The sequence below is a fragment of the Streptomyces sp. NPDC055749 genome (genome assembly GCF_053617235.1).
In genome coordinates this window covers 16,072-32,123 of the sequence record NZ_JBSHFH010000011.1, presented here as the reverse complement: position 1 = coordinate 32,123, position 16,052 = coordinate 16,072, and the positions used below count along the sequence as shown (strand labels likewise).

Here is a 16,052-nt window from a genome sequence, read left to right as displayed (position 1 = left end):
ATGACCATGCGCAGAAGCCGGCGGGACCTGTTCGTACGTTCGTACAGGAGTGAGGCGCGGGAGGCGCTCAGCAGGGGCGCTTGCGCAGTTCCATCACGTAGTCGTGCGGGGCTCCCGCGGACTCCGCGGCGTCCGCCACCTCGCCCAGGTAGCGGGCGGACGGCAGCCCGCCCTCGTACCCGTTCAGCACATACATCCAGGCCGGCTCCTCGCCGTCCAGGGTGTGCACGCGCACGCGCATCCGCCGGTAGATGTCGAGACCGACGCCTTCCCAGCGGTCCATGGAGTCCTCGTCCATCGGCGCGATGTCGTACAGCGCGACGAAGACCTGGGAGCGGGGCGCCTCGACCACCGTGGCCAGCGCGCCCTCCCAGCCCATCTGCTCCCCGCCGAACGTCAGCCGCCAGCCGTTCAGCCAGCCGGTGCCGCGCAGCGGGGAATGCGGAGCGCGGCGCGTCATCAGCCGCGCGTCGAGGTTGCCGGCGTACGCGGCGTAGAGCGACATGTGGTCGAGGGTACGGGAGGTGGCCGCGGGAGTGCCGGTTCCCGTGTGCGGGGCCCCGCCGGAAAGCCCCGTCCGTGCCGGACGCGGGCCTGCCCCGGCGGGCCCCGCCCACGTATGGAGGGCCCCGGGGCGAAGCACTTTGGCGCGTGCGGGACAATGGCGTACGTACTGCATTCCCCGGGCTCATCCCCCGGACCCCGGCCGCGGCGGCATACGGCCGCGGGATGACACCACGCGAGGCGGACTTTTCGTGACCCGGATCGTGATCATCGGCGGCGGCCCCGGCGGCTACGAGGCAGCACTGGTGGGCGCCCAGCTCGGCGCGGAGGTGACCGTCGTCGACTGCGACGGCCTCGGCGGCGCGTCGGTACTCACCGACTGCGTGCCCTCCAAGACCCTGATCGCGACGGCAGAGGTGATGACCACCTTCGACTCTTCGTACGAGGAGTTGGGCATCATCGTCGCGGACGACACGCCCCATATGGAGCAGGCGGCGCGTGTGGTCGGCGTCGACCTCGGCAAGGTCAACCGACGAGTCAAGCGCCTCGCACTGGCCCAGTCCCACGACATCACCGCGTCCGTCACCCGCGCGGGAGCCCGCGTGATGCGCGGACGCGGCCGGCTGGAGGGCCTCCAGGCCGCTGACGGCTCCCGCCAGGTCGTCGTCACCGCCGCCGACGGTACGGAGGAGTCGCTGACCGCCGACGCCGTGCTGGTCGCGACCGGCGGACACCCCCGGGAGATCCCGGACGCGCTCCCCGACGGCGAGCGCATCCTGAACTGGACCCAGGTCTACGACCTCGACGAGCTCCCCGACGAGCTCATCGTCGTCGGCTCCGGTGTCACAGGCGCGGAGTTCGCCGGCGCCTACCAGGCGCTCGGCTCGCGCGTCACGCTCGTCTCCTCGCGCGACCGCGTGCTGCCCGGCGAGGACCCGGACGCCGCCGCGGTCCTGGAGGACGTCTTCCGCCGCCGCGGCATGAACGTCATGGCGCGCTCCCGCGCCCAGTCCGCCAAGCGCGTGGGCGACCGGGTCGAGGTCACCCTCGCCGACGGCCGTGTCATCTCCGGCTCGCACTGCCTGATGGCGGTCGGCGCGATCCCGAACACCGCGGGCATGGGCCTGGAGGAGGCCGGGGTCAGGCTCAAGGAGTCGGGCCACATCCTGACCGACCGGGTCTCCCGCACCAGCGCCCCCGGCGTGTACGCGGCCGGTGACGTCACCGGGATCTTCGCGCTGGCCTCGGTCGCCGCGATGCAGGGCCGGATCGCGATGTACCACTTCCTCGGTGACGCGGTGGCCCCGCTGAACCTCAAGACGGTCTCGTCGAACGTGTTCACCGACCCCGAGATCGCGACGGTCGGCTACAGCCAGGCCGATGTCGACGCGGGCAAGATCGACGCCCGGGTCGTGAAGCTGCCGCTGCTGCGCAACCCGCGCGCCAAGATGCAGGGCATCCGGGACGGCTTCGTCAAGATCTTCTGCCGGCCCGGCACCGGCATCGTGGTGGGCGGCTGTGTCGTCGCCCCGCGCGCCAGCGAGCTGATCCACCCGATCTCGATCGCGGTCGACAACAACCTGACGGTGGAACAGATCGCAAACGCTTTCACCGTGTACCCGTCGCTGTCCGGATCGATCGCGGAAGTGGCCCGGCAGTTGCACACCCGGAAGCTCACGGGCGAGTCGTAGGACCCGCCGGAAGCCCGGCATTCCCCGGCAACCCCCGGCAACCCGGACGGGGCGGCGGAGCGTTTGTGACCGCTCCCGCCCGGGTCCTTCCGACTCCGTCACAACAACGGGGCCGCCTATACCACTTGGCGGCCCCATTCATGTGCAACTTCTGTTATTCGGCGCAAACTGCTGAAAACCAACAGACGGCCAGGTTACTGTCAGTTTCGTGTTCGCTGCAGAACGTCGTCAGTTGATCCTCGAAATGGTGCGCGCCAACGGGGCGGTATCGCTCCGTGAGCTCGCCCGCGTCGTCCAGACCTCCGAAGTGACCGTACGGCGGGACGTGCGGGCACTGGAGGCAGAAGGACTCCTCGACCGCCGGCACGGCGGTGCGGTTTTGCCGGGCGGCTTCACGCGGGAGTCCGGCTTTCCGCAAAAATCCCATCTCTCCACCGCGGAGAAGACGGCCATCGCCGACCTGGCCGCCGGACTGGTCGGTGAGGGCGAGGCCATCGTGGTCGGCGCCGGAACGACCACGCAGGAGCTGGCCCGCCGGCTCGCGCGGGTTCCCGGTCTGACCGTCGTCACCAACTCACTGCTGGTAGCCCAGGCGTTGGCGCATGCCAACCGGGTCGAAGTGGTGATGACCGGCGGCACGCTGCGCGGGAGCAACTACGCGCTCGTGGGCAGCGGGGCCGAACAGTCCCTCCAGGGGCTGCGGGTCTCGCGGGCGTTCCTCTCCGGGAGCGGCCTCACCGCGGAACGCGGTCTTTCCACGTCCAACATGCTCTCGGCGAGCGTGGACCGGGCGCTGGTGCAGGCGGCCGCCGAGGTGGTGGTCCTCGCGGACCACACCAAGCTCGGCTCCGACACCATGTTCCAGACGGTGCCCACCGACCTCATCACCCGGCTCGTCACGGACGAACCGCCGGTCCACGACGAGCGGGCCGCGACCGAGCTCCAGGCCCTGGCCGACCAGGGCGTGGAGATCACGATCGCCGGTCCCGACGCGGAGTCGTCCGGCCCCGGGGACGGGGTCCCGCCCGGCCGCCAGGCCAGACGCGACATGCCGCTGCCGGGACAGCGCCGTACACAGGCGGGCGGTTCCGGGGCCCTGGGCCAGCAGTTGCGGAGCGCAGCGGCGCTCGCCGACCAGGGGTCGGGGGACCGGGCCCGGGTGGCCGATCTGCGACGCCGCTAGGGCCTGAACCCGACGGGCCCTAGGGCCTGTCCGGGCCCTTCAGCCCCCGGAGTGTCAGCGTCAGCAGACGGTCCGCGAGGCCGGGGTCGTCGGGGGACTGCTCGGCGGCCAGCGCGATGGCATTCGTCAGCTGCATCAGGTCGTCGATCGACACGTCCGCCCGCACGGCGCCGCTCTCCTGCGCCCGGGCGAGCAGGCGTGCGCCCGCCTGACGCAACGGCACATTGCACTGCGCCAGGGCCGAAGTCTCGTCCCGCGAAGCCGACATGAGCGCCTGGGCCACCCCCCGGTACTCACCCGCGTGCGTGACGATCGCGCCCAGCCACTCCACGAGAGCCCGGCACGGGTGCTCCGCCTCCGCCAGCTCGCGGGAGCGGGTGAGCAGCGCGGTCAGGGCCTCCTGGAAGACCGCGTTCATCAGGGCCTGGCGGTTCGGGAAGTGCCGGTACAGCGTGCCGATGCCCACCCCCGCGTGGCGCGCGATGTCCTCCAGCGAGGCATCGGTGCCGTGCTCCGCGAAGGAGGTGCGGGCCTCGCCCAGCAGCCGGTCGTAGTTGCGGCGCGCGTCGGCGCGCATCGGCCGTCCCGGGCTCTGTGCCGGCGTCTGTGCCGTGCTCGTCGCCATCGCGCAGTCCTCCGCATCTCCCGGCCGTACACCCCTGTGTGCGTACGCCCACGGGTCCAGGATGCCACCCACTCCGTGAACGCCGGAGGGCCCCGCAGGAGTCGCACGACTCCTGCGGGGCCCTCGGAAGGAGGGTTCAGTCCTTGATCTCGCAGATCATGGCGCCGGAGGAGACCGAGCCGCCGACCTCGGCGGCCAGGCCCTTGACGGTGCCGGAGCGGTGGGCGTTGAGAGGCTGCTCCATCTTCATGGCCTCCAGGACGACGACGAGGTCGCCCTCCTTGACCTCCTGGCCCTCCTCGACCGCGACCTTGACGATCGTGCCCTGCATCGGCGAGGCGAGCGTGTCGCCGGAGGCCGCGGAGCCGGCCTTCTTCGCCGCGCGGCGCTTGGGCTTCGCACCGGCCGCCAGGCCCGTACGGGCCAGGCTCATACCGAGCGAGACGGGCAGCGAGACTTCAAGGCGCTTGCCGCCGACCTCGACGACGATCGTCTCGCGGCTGCCGTCCTCGTCCTCCGCGTCCGCGCCTGCGGGAGCGAAGGGCTTGATCTCGTTGACGAACTCCGTCTCGATCCACCGCGTGTGGACCCGGAACGGGTCGGCGGTGAAGGCGGGGTCGACCACGACGGCCTGGTGGAAGGGGATGGCCGTGGCCATGCCCTCGACCTTGAACTCCGCCAGCGCGCGAGCGGCCCGCTGGAGCGCCTGCGCACGCGTCGCACCGGTCACGATCAGCTTCGCCAGCAGCGAGTCCCAGGCGGGGCCGATGACGCTGCCGGACTCCACGCCCGCGTCCAGGCGCACGCCCGGACCCGAGGGCGCGTTGAAGGTGGTCACGGTGCCCGGGGCGGGCAGGAAGCCGCGGCCCGGGTCCTCGCCGTTGATCCGGAACTCGAAGGAGTGCCCGCGCACGGCGGGGTCGCCGTAACCGAGCTCCTCGCCGTCGGCGATACGGAACATCTCGCGTACGAGGTCGATGCCGGTGACCTCCTCGGTGACCGGGTGCTCGACCTGGAGTCGGGTGTTGACCTCCAGGAAGGAGATCGTGCCGTCGGTGCCGACGAGGAACTCGACGGTGCCCGCGCCGACGTAACCGGCCTCCTTGAGGATGGCCTTCGACGCGGCGTACAGCTCGGCGTTCTGCGCCTCGCTCAGGAACGGCGCGGGGGCCTCCTCCACCAGCTTCTGGTGGCGGCGCTGGAGCGAGCAGTCACGGGTGGAGACGACGACCACGTTGCCGTGGGTGTCGGCCAGGCACTGGGTCTCGACGTGGCGCGGCTTGTCGAGGTAGCGCTCGACGAAGCACTCGCCGCGCCCGAAGGCGGCGACGGCCTCGCGGACCGCGGAGTCGTACAGCTCCGGGACCTCTTCGAGGGTGCGGGCGACCTTCAGGCCACGCCCGCCACCGCCGAAGGCGGCCTTGATCGCGATCGGCAGGCCGTTCTCGCGGGCGAAGGCGACGACCTCGTCCGAGCCGGTGACCGGGTCGGGCGTGCCGGCCACCAGCGGCGCACCGGCGCGCTGGGCGATGTGGCGAGCGGCGACCTTGTCGCCGAGGTCACGGATGGCCTGCGGCGGCGGGCCGATCCAGGTCAGACCGGCGTCGAGCACGGCCTGGGCGAACTCGGCGTTCTCCGACAGGAAGCCGTAACCCGGGTGGATCGCGTCCGCCCCGGAGTCCTTGGCAGCCTGGAGCACCTTGGCCATGTCCAGATAGCTGGCGGCCGGGGTGTCACCGCCCAGAGCGAACGCCTCGTCGGCCGCGCGGACATGCAGAGCGTCCCGGTCCGGATCGGCGTAGACGGCTACGCTCGCGATTCCGGCATCCCGGCAAGCCCGAGCAACGCGGACAGCGATTTCGCCACGGTTGGCGATGAGCACCTTGCGCACGATGACTCCCTCCTTGAAAAACAAGCTGAGTTTAGGGACTACCGACACGGCCGTACGACCCGTCCCCACTGGTGAGCTTGCCCACACGGAGTGTGATTCGAGGGTTGCTGGAGTCGTGAAATCCCTTGTCGCACCACGTTACGCCGGGTTCCTTAACCGCACAGTAGCCACGAGGTGTGGTCCAGGTCTCTGTTCGTTAGGTCAACGACCCCAGGTGTTTCTTTGTGGGGTCCCTACCAACGGCCGGGCGTTTCTTTGCGGTCGCGCGAGGGCCGCCAAACCTCCGCCAGACCTCTTGTCCCAACCATTACCCGTTAGTAGGGTCCGCGATATCGCAGGTACTGCAGGTAACAGGGGGTGGGCGCGGTGATACGCAGACCGGTGGCCGTGGTGACCGGGGTCGTGCTGTTCGGGGAAGCCGTGGGGATCGTGCTCATCAACGCCGTACTCGCGACGGTCGTCGACAACCAGCAGATGTCCCTCGCCGGAATGGACCCCGGGGCCATGTCCACGGGCACGTGGGTGCTGGGCTGGGGCTCCGGCCTCCTGCTGGTGCTCTGCGGTCTCGTCGCGCTGGTGGCCGGAGTCCGCGACCGGGCGCCGGGCCGCGCCGGGCGGATCGCCCTGATCGGCTGCGCCGTCGTGCACGGGGTGCTGGGCGCCCTCACGGTGGGCCTGGTCGGCTGGTCCGCGTTCGCCGTGATGATGGCCGTGCTCGCCCTGCTCGTGCTGACACTGCTGGGGTACGGCCGGGAGGACGCCATGGAGGGTGACGGCGCCGAAGCGGGAGCTCCGGCGCCCGTCTGAGCCAGGCGGCGTCTCAGACCCACAAGTCGGTGACGGAGAAGCCCAGTTCGCCGAGCAGGCGGCGCAGCGTCGGCAGCGAGAGCCCGATGACGTTGCCGTGGTCGCCCTCGATGGAGTCGACGAACGGCGCCGAGCGGCCGTCCAGTGTGAACGCGCCCGCCACATGGAGCGGTTCGCCGGAGGCGACGTAGGCGGCGATCTCGGCGTCGGTCGGCTCGCCGAACCGTACGACGGTGGACGCCGTCACGGAGGCCGTACGGCCGGTCGCGGTGTCGATCACGCTGTGCCCGGTCTGCAGCACACCGGCCCGGCCGCGCATGGACTTCCAGCGGGCGGTGGCCTCCTCGCTGTCGGCGGGCTTGCCCAGCGCCTCACCGTCCAGTTCGAGCACCGAGTCGCAGCCGATCACCAGTGCGCCGGCCGCCTCCGGGCGGGCCGCGACCGCCGCGGCCTTGGCCTCGGCCAGGACGAGCGCCAGCTCGCCGGGCGTGGGCGCGGACAGCGCGTCCTCGTCCACACCGCTGACGATCACCTCGGGGGCGAAACCGGCCTGGCGCAGGAGGCCGAGGCGGGCGGGAGACGCGGAGGCGAGGACGAGGCGGCGCTGATCAGTCATAGCGGCCATCGTAGAAGGGCGCGGGGCCCGCGTGCTCAGCGGATACCGAGGACGAACATGGCGATCACCATGGCGAGCGCCAGCAGCAGACCCGCGCGGCGCAGCATCGCCTGGGCTTCGCGGAGCTCTTTCGGCGGTTTGTTCTCGGGATCGGACCACAGCATGGAAACGATCCTGCTGCGGTGACTGCTGTGACGCCTGAGTACGGGTACTCAGCCGTCACAGCAGTACGCGAGGGCCCTCGGTGCGCGCGTGCTCAGACGGGCCAGTACGTCCGCGCCCAGGAGCGCGGGCCCGGCCGGAGAGCGCCGCGGCGCGCGATGCGGCCCGGGTCGGACCACTGCTCGGGCGGTACCGGCGCGCCGGACGGCAGTGCGGCGGTGGCCGCGGCGCGCGCCTGGACCACCGCGAGTGCGGCGGCCAGCTCCTCCGGGGTCGGATTGCCCCGTACGACCTTGATCATGGCCTGGGTCCTCTCTAGAGGGGGATGTTGCCGTGCTTCTTCGGGGGAAGGGATTCCCGCTTGGTACGGAGCTGGCGCAGGCCCTTGACGATGTGGGCGCGGGTGTCGGAGGGCATGATCACCGCGTCGACGTAGCCGCGCTCGGCCGCGACGTACGGGTTGAGGAGCGCGTCCTCGTAGTCGGCGATCAGTTCCGCGCGGGTCGCTTCCTGGTCCTCGGCAGCCGCGATGGTGCGGCGGTGCAGGATGTTCACCGCTCCCTGGGCGCCCATGACCGCGATCTGAGCGGTCGGCCAGGCCAGGTTGAGGTCGGCGCCCAGGTGCTTGGAGCCCATGACGTCGTACGCGCCGCCGAACGCCTTGCGGGTGATGACCGTGATCAGCGGAACGGTCGCCTCGGCGTAGGCGTAGATCAGCTTGGCGCCGCGGCGGATGATCCCGCCGTACTCCTGGTCGACACCCGGCAGGAAGCCGGGGACGTCGACGAAGGTCAGCACGGGGACGTTGAACGCGTCGCAGGTCCGCACGAAGCGCGCGGCCTTCTCGCTCGCGTTGATGTCCAGGCAACCGGCGAACTGCATCGGCTGGTTGGCGACGATTCCGACCGGGTGACCCTCGACGCGGCCGAAGCCGGTGATGATGTTCGGCGCGAACAGGGCCTGGGTCTCCAGGAACTCGCCCTCGTCCAGCACGTGCTCGATCGCGGTGTGCATGTCGTAGGGCTGGTTCGCGGAGTCCGGGATGAGCGTGTCGAGCTCGCGGTCCTCGTCCGTCGCCTCCAGGTCCGCCTCCTCCGGGAACGCGGGCGCCTCGGAGAGGTTGTTGGAAGGGAGGTAGGACAGCAGGGACTTGACGTACTCGATGGCGTCCTTCTCGTCACCCGCCATGTGGTGCGCCACACCGGAGGTGGTGTTGTGCGTGCGGGCGCCGCCCAGTTCCTCGAAGCCGACGTCCTCGCCCGTGACGGTCTTGATGACGTCGGGACCGGTGATGAACATGTGCGAGGTCTGGTCGACCATGACCGTGAAGTCGGTGATGGCGGGGGAGTACACCGCACCGCCCGCGCACGGTCCGACGATCAGCGAGATCTGCGGGATCACACCGGAGGCGTGCACGTTGCGGCGGAAGATCTCCGCGAACAGACCGAGAGCGGCCACGCCCTCCTGAATGCGGGCGCCACCACCGTCGTTGATGCCGATGACCGGGCAGCCGGTCTTCATCGCGAAGTCCATCACCTTGACGATTTTCTCGCCGTAGACCTCGCCGAGCGAGCCGCCGAAGATCGTGAAATCCTGTGAGTACAGGCATACGGGCCGGCCGTCGACCGTGCCGTAGCCGGTGACGACCCCGTCTCCGTACGGGCGGTTCTTCTCGATGCCGAAGTTGGTGGACCGGTGGCGGGCGAACTCGTCGAGCTCGACGAAGGAGCCCTCGTCGAGGAGGAGGTCGATCCGCTCACGGGCGGTCAGCTTGCCCTTGGCGTGCTGCTTCTCAACGGCGCGTGCGGAGCCCGCGTGCGTGGCTTCGTCGATACGGCGCTGCAGGTCCGCGATCTTGCCCGCGGTGGTGTGGATGTCGCTCTGCGGCTCGGACATCGGGTGGCGGCTCCCTGCCTGGTCACGGGGACGGCTAGAACGTTCAGCAGCGGTGCTCGGCCGGGACGTGCGACTGCGTGGGGGACGCGAGGTCGACAGGCCACGGCTCGACGGCCGGGCAGCTACTGACTCGTAGCGTATCGGCGCGGCTACCGTTCGGCAGTGCGTCGTTCCCCACACCTAGGGTGGCTTGCATGACTCCCTCCGATGCGTCACACAACCGCTGGTCGGACCTGGACCGGCCGCCCCTGAACGTCGCCGCGCTGCGCCGCGGACTGCTCCGGCCGGACTCGCTGTGGAGCTCGGTCGACGTGGTGGAGACGACCGGCTCGACCAACTCCGATCTCGCCGCGCGCGCGGACGGACTGGCCGAGGGGACCGTGCTGGTCGCCGAGGAGCAGACCGCGGGGCGCGGCAGGCTCGACCGGACCTGGACGGCGCCGCCGCGATCGGGACTGTTCTTCTCCGTCTATCTGACCCCCGGCGACGTGCCCGTGCACCGCTGGGGATGGCTGCCCCTGCTCGCCGGAGTCGCGACGGCGACCGCCCTCGCGCAGTCGGCGGGCGTGGACACGGCACTGAAATGGCCCAACGACCTGCTGGTCCCGGTCGAAGGCGCGGAACGCAAGGCCGGCGGCATCCTCGCCGAGCGCGCGGGGGAGGGCGTCGTCATCGGTATCGGGCTCAACGTCTCGCTGCGCGCGGACGAGCTGCCCGTCCCCGCGGCCGGTTCGCTCGCCCTGGCCGGGGCGGTCTCCACCGACCGGGAGACGCTGCTGCGGGCGGTCCTGCGAAGCCTGGAGGACTGGTACGTGAAGTGGCGCGCGGCGAACGGCGACGCCGCGGCGAGCGGGCTCCAGACGGCGTACGCGGCGGGCTGCGCGACGCTGGACCGGACCGTACGGGCGGAGCTGCCCGGCGACCGTTCCGTCGTCGGGGAGGCCGTCGCGATCGACGGGGACGGACGTCTCGTCCTGTCCACCGGCGACGGGCTCCAGGAGCCGGTGTCGGCGGGCGACATCGTGCACCTCTTTTCGAGCCCGTCGGGCGAGTGAGGACAAACGGCCACCGGACGGACCTCGGTGAACATTTCGTGGTCACGGCCCTACCGACGTGAGGTAGGGCACACCTGCCGTATCGTTGAGGCGATCCAGCGACAGATCGGCAGGGCAGTGCGCAGGGAACGGGCAGGAGGCGGCTGGTGACCGTCGACGACACGACGTCCGGCGCGGGCGAGGAGCCCCCGTCGGACTCCTCGGTCCACGCGACACCGCATCACGAAGTCGATCACACGGCGGAGCCGACCGACGACCCGCTCGCGATCCGGCTGGAACAGCTGATCCTGGGGGCCGACCGCCGCTACACGCCGTTCCAGGCGGCCCGTACCGCGGGCGTATCCATGGACCTGGCGTCCCGGTTCTGGCGCGCCATGGGATTCGCCGACATCGGACAGGCCAAGGCGCTCACCGAGGCCGACGTGCTGGCCCTGCGCCGCCTCGCGGGACTCGTCGAGGCGGGGCTGCTCAGCGAGCCGATGGCGATCCAGGTGGCGCGCTCCACCGGGCAGACCACCGCCCGGCTGGCGGAATGGCAGATCGATTCCTTCCTGGAGGGTCTCACCGAGCCCCCCGAGCCCGGCATGACCCGTACCGAAGTCACGTATCCGCTGGTCGAGCTGCTCCTGCCCGAGCTGGAGGAGTTCCTCGTGTACGTGTGGCGGCGGCAGCTCGCCGCCGCGACGGGCCGGGTCGTGCAGGCCGCCGACGACGAGGAGATGGTCGACCGCCGGCTGGCCGTCGGCTTCGCGGACCTGGTCGGCTTCACCCGGCTGACCCGGCGGCTGGAGGAGGAGGCGCTCGGCGAGCTGGTCGAGTCGTTCGAGACGACCGCCGCCGACCTGGTCGCCGCCCACGGCGGGCGGCTCATCAAGACACTCGGCGACGAAGTGCTCTTCGCCGCCGACGACGCGGGCACGGCTGCCGAGATAGCGCTTCGGCTGGTCGAGGCGATGGCCCAGAACGAGACCATGCCCTCGCTGCGCGTCGGCATCGCCTTCGGCACGGTCACCACCCGGATGGGCGATGTCTTCGGGACCACGGTGAATCTCGCCAGCCGGCTCACCTCGATAGCGCCGAAGGACGCCGTTCTGGTCGACGGGGCGCTCGCCAAGGAGCTCACGCGGACCGGTGACGCCCCGGAATCCGAGGCGCAGGCGGCCGAGGAGGCGGCGGCTGCCGCCGAGCGGGTGCGGCTGGCCGAGAAGGAGGGCCGCGAGTCCGAGGAGCCGGCCCCGCCGCGCTACCGCTTCGGTCTCCAGCCGATGTGGCAGCGGCCGGTGCGTGGGCTCGGGGTCGTGGAGCCCTGGCTGCTGGCGCGGCGCGGCACGGCGGGTTCCTCGTCCTGACGTTCGCCGTTCTGACGTTCCCCGTTCTGACGGATGCGCCTGCTCCCCTTCGCCCTTGCCCGGACGCGCTCTAGGATCCCCCGGTAACGCTCGTTAACTGTCGAGCTCGTTTACCGGAGGGGTGCAGCCATGACCGTCACGTCCGAGCAGCGGTTCGGGGAATTCGTCGTCGTGCGGCGCCATGCGGGCCAGGAACACGTGGCCGAGCTGGTGCTCGACCGGCCCAAGGCGATGAACGCCGTGTCCACGGACATGGCCCGTTCGATCGGGGACGCCTGCGCGGCGCTCGGCGCGGACAGCGGGGTACGGGTTACCGTGCTGACCTCCAGTCACGAGCGGGCCTTCTGCGTGGGCGCGGACCTCAAGGAGCGCAACTCCTTCACCGACGCCGAGCTGGTGCGGCAGCGGCCCACCGCCCGCGCCGCCTACACCGGCGTACTCGAACTGCCGATGCCGACGATCGCCGCGGTGCACGGCTTCGCGCTCGGCGGCGGCTTCGAGCTGGCGCTCGCCTGCGATCTGATCGTGGCCGACCGCACGGCCGTCGTCGGCCTGCCCGAGGTGTCCGTCGGTGTCATTCCGGGCGGCGGCGGTACGCAGCTGCTGCCCCGCCGCGTCGGCGCTGCCCGCGCCGCCGAGCTGGTCTTCACCGCACGGCGGGTGGAGGCGGCCGAGGCGCGCGAGCTGGGGCTCGTCGACGAGCTGGTCGAGGCGGGGCGGGACCGGGACGAGGCGCTGGCGCTCGGCGGGCGGATCGCCGCCAACTCCCCGGTGGGGCTGCGCGCGGCCAAGCGTGCGCTGCGACTGGGGCACGGGCTGGATCTGCGGGCGGGCCTGGAGGTGGAGGACTCGGCCTGGCGGTCGGTGGCCTTCTCCGGGGACCGCGCGGAGGGTGTGGCCGCGTTCAACGAGAAGCGGAAGCCGAACTGGCCCGGCGAGTGAGCGGCGGTCGCCGGGCTGTCGGTGACTTTGAGTGACGGTGGGCCGCTTCCTGGGGGCGCACCGAAGATCATTCAAGGCTCAAGCTGATCAAATCACCACAAATCTACATAAGCTGTAGCGATGGGTGGTGATGATGCACGGCTACGGGCCGTGGTTTCGCTTGCGCAGTCGATGGCCGCGGCGTACACGCCGCGGGAGTCGTGGCGTGCGGCGGCACTGAGGGCGTGCGAGGCACTGGACGGCAGTTTCGCCGCGCTCTCCGTGTGGGAGCGCGATCAGGGGCGGCTGCGGGTGCTGGTGAACGCGGGCGAACGGGCCGACGGGGAGGAGGAGTTCCCCGAGGAGGAGGCGTATCCCGTACACCAGTTCCCGGAGATCACCGAGTTCCTCCATGAGCGCTGGGCGGGGGGCGGTGAGCCGGACGCCTGGGTGGAGACCACCGAAGGCACCACGGCCGAAGGCGCTCCGGCGCGGGGTGCGCGGCCGTTCTGCCACCAGCGGGTGGCCGCGCTTCGCCGGCGCGGGCGCGGCTGCTGCGTGGTGGCGCCGATCGTGCTGCACGGGCGGGCCTGGGGCGAGCTGTACGTGGCGCGGTCGGCGGGGCGGCCGGTTTTCGGCCGGGACGACGCCGACTTCGCGACCGTGCTGGCCGCCGTCGTCGCGGCCGGGATCGCCCAGACCGAACGGCTGGAGGAGGTCCGCAAGCTGGCCTTCAGTGACCCGCTGACCGGCCTCGCCAACCGTCGTGCCGTCGATATCCGGCTCGACGAGGCGGTGGAGCGGCACCGGGCCGACGGCACCGTGGTCAGCCTGGTCGTCTGCGATCTGAACGGTCTGAAGGCGGTCAACGACACGCACGGGCACGCCGTCGGCGACCGTCTGCTGGAACGTTTCGGCTCAGTGCTGTCCCTGTGCGGGGCGATGCTGCCCGGCGCTCTGGCCGCACGCCTGGGCGGTGACGAGTTCTGCCTGCTGACGCTCGGGCCCGAGGCGGACGACGTCGTCCGGGTGGCCACGGAGCTCTGCGAGCGGGCGTCCGTGCTCGAACTCGGCGACGGGGTCGCCTGCGGGGTCGCTTCGACCGGTGACCCCATCGGACCGGTGCGCTCGGCGCGCAGGCTCTTCCGGCTGGCGGACGCGGCCCAGTACCGGGCGAAGGCGGCACGCTCCGCGAGGCCGGTGGTGGCCGGGCGCGACGGCGAGGTGATCCGGCTCGCCGACTCCCCGCCGAAGTCGGCGCACGACCGGCGCAGGCTGCGCGGCAACCGTCCCTGAGCATGGGGGCGGTAAGGGGTGAACCGAATAACCGCTCGTGACTGTCACTGGGGGCCTTCCCTAGTGACATGAAGGGATTCAGTCCGTAGGCTTCTGAATATGGATATGCATACAGTCGTGGTGGGGACGTCCGGTACCACCGCCGAGGACGTCATCGCCGTGGCCCGCGCGGGCGCACGCGTCGAACTCTCCGCAGATGCCGTGGAGGCCCTGGCCGCCGCCCGCCGGATCGTGGACGCGCTCGCCGCGAAGCCCGAACCGGTCTACGGGGTCTCCACCGGCTTCGGAGCCCTCGCCAGCCGCCACATCAGCCCCGACCTCCGGGCCCAGCTCCAGCGCAACATCGTGCGCTCGCACGCCGCGGGCATGGGCCCCCGCGTCGAGCGCGAGGTCGTCCGCGCCCTGATGTTCCTGCGGCTCAAGACGGTGGCCTCCGGCCACACCGGCGTACGCCCCGAGGTCGCGCAGACCATGGCCGACGTCCTGAACGCGGGCATCACCCCCGTCGTCCACGAGTACGGCTCGCTCGGCTGCTCCGGCGACCTCGCCCCGCTCTCCCACTGCGCCCTTACCCTGATGGGCGAGGGCGACGCGGAGGGCCCCGACGGCGCCGTGCGCCCCGCGGGCGAGCTCCTCGCCGCCCACGGCATCACCCCCGTCGAACTGCGCGAGAAGGAGGGCCTGGCCCTTCTGAACGGCACCGACGGCATGCTCGGCATGCTCGTGATGGCCCTGGCCGACCTGAAGAACCTCTACACCTCGGCCGACATCACCGCCGCCCTCTCCCTGGAGGCGCTGCTCGGCACGGACAAGGTCCTCGCCCCGGAACTGCACGCCATCCGCCCGCACCCCGGCCAGGGCGCCAGCGCCGACAACATGCTGCGGGTCCTCGCGGGCTCGGGCCTCACGGGGCGGCACGCCGAGAACACAGGCGACGCGCCCCGCGTGCAGGACGCCTACTCCGTGCGCTGCGCGCCCCAGGTCAACGGCGCGGGACGCGACACCCTCGCGTACGCCGCCGTGGTCGCCGAGCGCGAGCTGGCCGCCGCCGTCGACAACCCCGTCGTACTTCCGGACGGCCGGGTCGAGTCAAACGGGAACTTCCACGGTGCCCCCGTCGCGTACGTACTCGACTTCCTGGCGATCGTCGCCGCCGACCTCGGCTCGATCTCCGAGCGCCGCACCGACCGGCTCCTGGACAAGAACCGTTCGCACGGACTGCCGGCGTTCCTGGCCGACGACGCCGGGGTCGACTCCGGCCTGATGATCGCCCAGTACACGCAGGCCGCCCTCGTCAGCGAGATGAAGCGGCTCGCGGTCCCCGCGTCCGCCGACTCGATCCCGTCCTCCGCGATGCAGGAGGACCACGTCTCCATGGGCTGGTCGGCGGCGCGCAAGCTCCGTACCGCGGTCGCCAACCTGGCCAGGATCGTCGCCGTCGAGATGTACGCGGCGACCCGCGCCGTCGAGCTGCGCGCCGCCCAGGGGCTGACCCCCGCGCCCGCCTCGCTGGCCGCGATCGAGGCGCTGCGCGCGGCCGGAGTCGAGGGCCCGGGGCCGGACCGGTTCCTCGCCCCCGACCTGGCCGGCGCCGACCTCTTCGTACGCGAAGGGAAGCTGGTCGCGGCCGTGGAGCCGGTGACCGGCCCGCTCGCCTAGGAACCCAGCGGCCCGGACGGACCCCTGACCGGGCCCGTCCGGGCCGAGTAGGTGACGAAACCCGCGCCGATCAGCAGGAACGCCGTACCGCCGATCAGATACGGGGTGGTGTCGACCCCCACCCCGGTCTCGGCGAGTGAGGTGTCCGCGCCGGTCTCCCTGGCAGGGGCGGCCGGCCGGCTTCGTTCGGAGGCGGCGGAGGCGGCGTCGGGGGCGTGGCCCCCGCCGGTCGCGTTGGCGGAGGGGACGAACCACAGAGCGCAGAGCAGGGTGCCCGCGGCGGTGGTGGTCAGCAGCGTGCGACGAGCGATGGACACAGAATCGATCCCCTTGCGACAACCATCAGTTAGCCCCGTGCGCCGATGCTAAGCAAAGCAGCGGGTCGTGGGAAAGCCGC

The 16,052-nt window shown here is 71.4% G+C and carries 16 protein-coding genes; 8 read left to right on the top strand and 8 right to left on the bottom strand.

Annotated elements, in window-relative coordinates; genetic code table 11:
- Positions 1–67 precede the first annotated feature (67 nt).
- Positions 68–505: a gamma-glutamylcyclotransferase gene (locus ACWGO0_RS10845; protein WP_328905483.1), complete on the bottom strand. Its 438-nt coding sequence runs from the start codon at positions 503–505 to the stop codon at positions 68–70.
- A gap of 250 nt (positions 506–755) precedes the next feature.
- Here ACWGO0_RS10845 and ACWGO0_RS10840 point away from each other — a divergent pair, with 250 nt between their 5' ends.
- Both ACWGO0_RS10840 and ACWGO0_RS10835 read left to right on the top strand, forming a co-directional pair.
- On the top strand, positions 756–2,195 hold the full coding sequence (locus ACWGO0_RS10840; RefSeq protein WP_453531262.1) for an NAD(P)H-quinone dehydrogenase: 1,440 nt from the start codon (positions 756–758) through the stop codon (positions 2,193–2,195).
- A 208-nt stretch (positions 2,196–2,403) separates the two neighbouring features.
- Positions 2,404–3,378: a DeoR/GlpR family DNA-binding transcription regulator gene (locus ACWGO0_RS10835; protein WP_453531259.1), complete on the top strand. Its 975-nt coding sequence runs from the start codon at positions 2,404–2,406 to the stop codon at positions 3,376–3,378.
- 19 nt (positions 3,379–3,397) lie between these two features.
- On the opposite strand, the gene ACWGO0_RS10830 is transcribed toward ACWGO0_RS10835, so the two are convergent.
- Together ACWGO0_RS10830 and ACWGO0_RS10825 are read right to left on the bottom strand one after the other, a co-directional pair.
- Positions 3,398–4,003, bottom strand: coding sequence for a TetR/AcrR family transcriptional regulator (locus ACWGO0_RS10830; protein WP_453531256.1), 606 nt, complete (start codon positions 4,001–4,003; stop codon positions 3,398–3,400).
- Between the two features lie 136 nt (positions 4,004–4,139).
- On the bottom strand, positions 4,140–5,894 hold the full coding sequence (locus ACWGO0_RS10825) for an acetyl/propionyl/methylcrotonyl-CoA carboxylase subunit alpha (protein ID WP_453531253.1): 1,755 nt from the start codon (positions 5,892–5,894) through the stop codon (positions 4,140–4,142).
- Between the two features lie 369 nt (positions 5,895–6,263).
- Here ACWGO0_RS10825 and ACWGO0_RS10820 point away from each other — a divergent pair, with 369 nt between their 5' ends.
- Positions 6,264–6,701, top strand: coding sequence for a hypothetical protein (locus tag ACWGO0_RS10820; RefSeq protein ID WP_453531601.1), 438 nt, complete (start codon positions 6,264–6,266; stop codon positions 6,699–6,701).
- Positions 6,702–6,714: 13 nt separating this feature from the next.
- Here the strand turns inward: ACWGO0_RS10820 and ACWGO0_RS10815 are convergent, their stop codons facing one another.
- The 4 genes from ACWGO0_RS10815 to ACWGO0_RS10800 all read right to left on the bottom strand — a co-directional run bounded on the left by ACWGO0_RS10815 (position 6,715) and on the right by ACWGO0_RS10800 (position 9,375).
- Positions 6,715–7,326, bottom strand: a complete 612-nt coding sequence (locus ACWGO0_RS10815) for a Maf family protein (protein WP_453531250.1) — start codon at positions 7,324–7,326, stop codon at positions 6,715–6,717.
- 26 nt (positions 7,327–7,352) lie between these two features.
- Positions 7,353–7,481 carry a morphogenic membrane protein MmpB gene (gene mmpB / locus ACWGO0_RS10810; protein ID WP_453531247.1) on the bottom strand — a complete coding sequence of 43 codons (129 nt, stop codon included), beginning with the start codon at positions 7,479–7,481 and terminating at the stop codon, positions 7,353–7,355.
- Positions 7,482–7,573: 92 nt separating this feature from the next.
- Complete coding sequence (locus ACWGO0_RS10805) at positions 7,574–7,780, bottom strand: acyl-CoA carboxylase epsilon subunit (protein WP_453531244.1); 207 nt, start codon at positions 7,778–7,780, stop codon at positions 7,574–7,576.
- Between the two features lie 14 nt (positions 7,781–7,794).
- The gene (locus ACWGO0_RS10800) at positions 7,795–9,375 is read right to left on the bottom strand and encodes an acyl-CoA carboxylase subunit beta (protein WP_453531241.1); all 1,581 of its coding nucleotides are present in this window, start codon (positions 9,373–9,375) and stop codon (positions 7,795–7,797) included.
- 194 nt (positions 9,376–9,569) lie between these two features.
- Between ACWGO0_RS10800 and ACWGO0_RS10795 the strand changes: the two genes are divergently transcribed.
- From ACWGO0_RS10795 to hutH, 5 genes are all read left to right on the top strand, one after another.
- Complete coding sequence (locus ACWGO0_RS10795; protein ID WP_453531238.1) at positions 9,570–10,430, top strand: biotin--[acetyl-CoA-carboxylase] ligase; 861 nt, start codon at positions 9,570–9,572, stop codon at positions 10,428–10,430.
- A gap of 146 nt (positions 10,431–10,576) precedes the next feature.
- Positions 10,577–11,779 carry an adenylate/guanylate cyclase domain-containing protein gene (locus ACWGO0_RS10790; protein WP_453531235.1) on the top strand — a complete coding sequence of 401 codons (1,203 nt, stop codon included), beginning with the start codon at positions 10,577–10,579 and terminating at the stop codon, positions 11,777–11,779.
- Between the two features lie 129 nt (positions 11,780–11,908).
- Positions 11,909–12,721, top strand: coding sequence for an enoyl-CoA hydratase/isomerase family protein (locus ACWGO0_RS10785; protein ID WP_453531232.1), 813 nt, complete (start codon positions 11,909–11,911; stop codon positions 12,719–12,721).
- Between the two features lie 120 nt (positions 12,722–12,841).
- Complete coding sequence (locus ACWGO0_RS10780; protein WP_453531229.1) at positions 12,842–13,996, top strand: diguanylate cyclase domain-containing protein; 1,155 nt, start codon at positions 12,842–12,844, stop codon at positions 13,994–13,996.
- Positions 13,997–14,095: 99 nt separating this feature from the next.
- Entirely contained in the window at positions 14,096–15,655 is a 1,560-nt protein-coding gene (gene hutH, locus ACWGO0_RS10775; protein WP_453531226.1) for a histidine ammonia-lyase, read from the top strand.
- On the opposite strand, the gene ACWGO0_RS10770 is transcribed toward hutH, so the two are convergent.
- Positions 15,652–15,972, bottom strand: coding sequence for a hypothetical protein (locus ACWGO0_RS10770; RefSeq protein ID WP_453531223.1), 321 nt, complete (start codon positions 15,970–15,972; stop codon positions 15,652–15,654). The two genes, hutH and ACWGO0_RS10770, sit on opposite strands and share 4 nt — an antisense overlap.
- Positions 15,973–16,052 lie beyond the last annotated feature (80 nt).

Coding starts and splice junctions, on each gene's coding strand:
- ACWGO0_RS10815 (WP_453531250.1), bottom strand. CDS start 7,326: ATGGCCGCTATGACTGATCAGCGCCGCCTCGTCCTCGCCTCCGCGTCT.
- ACWGO0_RS10780 (WP_453531229.1), top strand. CDS start 12,842: ATGGGTGGTGATGATGCACGGCTACGGGCCGTGGTTTCGCTTGCGCAG.
- ACWGO0_RS10795 (WP_453531238.1), top strand. CDS start 9,570: ATGACTCCCTCCGATGCGTCACACAACCGCTGGTCGGACCTGGACCGG.
- mmpB (WP_453531247.1), bottom strand. CDS start 7,481: ATGCTGTGGTCCGATCCCGAGAACAAACCGCCGAAAGAGCTCCGCGAA.
- ACWGO0_RS10830 (WP_453531256.1), bottom strand. CDS start 4,003: ATGGCGACGAGCACGGCACAGACGCCGGCACAGAGCCCGGGACGGCCG.
- ACWGO0_RS10800 (WP_453531241.1), bottom strand. CDS start 9,375: ATGTCCGAGCCGCAGAGCGACATCCACACCACCGCGGGCAAGATCGCG.
- ACWGO0_RS10785 (WP_453531232.1), top strand. CDS start 11,909: ATGACCGTCACGTCCGAGCAGCGGTTCGGGGAATTCGTCGTCGTGCGG.
- ACWGO0_RS10805 (WP_453531244.1), bottom strand. CDS start 7,780: ATGATCAAGGTCGTACGGGGCAATCCGACCCCGGAGGAGCTGGCCGCC.
- hutH (WP_453531226.1), top strand. CDS start 14,096: ATGGATATGCATACAGTCGTGGTGGGGACGTCCGGTACCACCGCCGAG.
- ACWGO0_RS10845 (WP_328905483.1), bottom strand. CDS start 505: ATGTCGCTCTACGCCGCGTACGCCGGCAACCTCGACGCGCGGCTGATG.